The organism is Hominimerdicola alba (assembly GCF_900109655.1).
Taxonomy (GTDB): domain Bacteria; phylum Bacillota; class Clostridia; order Oscillospirales; family Ruminococcaceae; genus Hominimerdicola; species Hominimerdicola alba_B.
This window is the reverse complement of record NZ_FOAT01000044.1, coordinates 1-2050: the sequence shown is the minus strand read 5'-3', so window position 1 is coordinate 2050 and position 2050 is coordinate 1. Positions and strand designations below refer to the sequence as shown.

Below are 2050 nucleotides of genomic sequence, written 5' to 3'. Positions count from 1 at the left end.
CTGTAAAGGAAGTCAAGTAGAGATATGCCGAAAGTATCATATTTCATCCACAAGTGTTTTCAGAAAGTGGATTTCATGTTATAATAGCGGTAAGGGCTTTAAAGAGCGCACACGCTCGGAAAGAGGAATTACCATGAACAAAGGCAGAAAAACAACACAGGAGGAACGTGCGGAGATCGTAGCGTTCTGCATTGAGAACGGCAAGGATTATGGGCTTGCGATGGAGAAATACGGCGTATAGAGTATCTACCAAAGGACAGGTCGATAAGGTCAAGGACGACATTCCAATGCAGAGGGAAGCCTGCCACGAGTTCGCTGATAGAATGGGCTGGATGATAGGCAAGGAGTTTCTCGAAAAGGGCGTTTCCAGTTTCAAGGTATCTGCAAAGGATCGTGACGCTATCCAGGACTTGAAGGACGCAGCCCTCAAGGGTGAGTTCCAGGTACTGCTGGTGTTCATGTTCGACCGTATCGGAAGAATAGATGACGAAACACCTTTTATCGTCGAGTGGTTCGCAAAGCACAATATAAGGGTGTGGAGTGTCAACGAAGGCGAGCAGCGTTTTGAAAGTCACGTCGATAAGCTGATGAACTACATAAGGTTCTGGCAGGCGGCAGGGGAGTCGGAAAAGACTTCAATGCGTATCAGAACGAGAATGCAGTAGCTGATATCGGAGGGTATCTACCGCGGAGGTCCGGTACCTTTTGGGTATATGCTGGAGAACAGAGGAAGGCTGAACAAGAAAGGAAAGCCGTCTTATGATCTGGCAGTAAACCCCGAGGAAGCCGAATGGGTCAAATTCATCTTCGATAAAACGGTCAAGGAAGGATACGGTTCTTTCAGGATCGCTAACTACCTCAATCAGCAGGGGCTGAAAACTCACAACGACAGCAAGTTCCAGTGCAACACTATAATAAGGATATTAAGGAACAGGCTGTACTGCGGATACATGGTAAGCGGTGAAACAGTATCGCCTCAGTTGAAGGATTTGCAGATCATTGATGAAAGACTTTTTCAGCAGGCACAGTTCATTCTTGATGAGCGTGAAAAGAAAAATGATGAAAATCGTAATATCGCTTATCAGACCAAAAGCTGCGCACTCCTTTCGGGCATCATGTACTGTGCTCACTGTGGCGCAAAGCTGACATCTATCATGCACACTGACAGGCGCAAGAGGAAAGACGGTTCGCTGTATGAGTTCACGAGGGTTAAATATCTTTGCTATCACAAGAGCAGGGGTCTTTGTGAATGTAGCGGACAGTGTTCATATCTTGCCTATAAGGTCGATGAAGCTGTTGTTGGAACGATAGAAAAGATGTTTGCGAGCATCAAGGATTCTCCCGATGAGAAAGAGCTGAAGAAGCAGTTCTCTAAGGATATGCAGAGCTATAAGGCAAAACAGACTAAACTCAAGCTTGATCTTTACAAACTTGAAAAGCAGCATGAAAAGCTTGAAAATGAGATCGTAAAAACTCTGACTGGTGAGAGTGCATTTACTCCGGAACAACTCAGCAAGGTCATCGCAGGTGTTGAATCTCAGATCGTTGAGCAGCAGGAAAAGTTAGATACTCTTGATAATGAAATGACGGAAAAGAAGGCTTCAATGGAAAGCATCAAACCCCTCTATGACAACTTCAAAAACTGGGCAGATGAGTTTGATGACAGCACTATGGAGCAGAAAAAAAATGATCATTGCACAGCTCGTGGATAGGATCGAAGTCGGCAGGGACTATAAAGTCAGCATACTTTTTAACATGACCTATCAGCAGTTCTGTGATAATTGGAATACCGTCAATACGGATATTACCGTAAAAGTATAAAAGGTCAGCATTATGGCTGATAAATTTTTTTAGCAAAAAATGCGAGGTAAAGTTCTGTCGGCGTTAGAGCATGCGGCTGTTAACCGCAGGGTCGTTGGTTCGAGTCCAACAGGTGGCGTTTGTTTATAAACTCTGAGATAACGAGTCAATCCCAAATTCTGTGTAAACTACAAATAGTGTAATAAAAGAGTATATGATGAGACCGATTGTGAAAGCAGTCGGTCTTATC

2 protein-coding genes, 1 tRNA gene and 1 pseudogene are annotated in these 2050 nt (G+C 44.2%); all 4 read left to right on the top strand.

Annotation, left to right across the window (positions count from 1 at the left end; all coding sequences use genetic code 11):
* Positions 1-241, top strand: a pseudogene (locus BMY75_RS18315) (IS3-like element ISSth1b family transposase); the annotation flags it as partial.
* Entirely contained in the window at positions 216-665 is a 450-nt protein-coding gene (locus BMY75_RS18615) for a recombinase family protein (protein ID WP_242940287.1), read from the top strand. The pseudogene BMY75_RS18315 and the gene BMY75_RS18615, both read left to right, overlap by 26 nt.
* Positions 666-713: 48 nt before the next feature.
* Complete coding sequence (locus tag BMY75_RS17400) at positions 714-1712, top strand: recombinase family protein (RefSeq protein WP_242940286.1); 999 nt, start codon at positions 714-716, stop codon at positions 1710-1712.
* A 159-nt stretch (positions 1713-1871) separates the two neighbouring features.
* Positions 1872-1936 (top strand) — tRNA-Asn (locus BMY75_RS18185).
* Positions 1937-2050 lie beyond the last annotated feature (114 nt).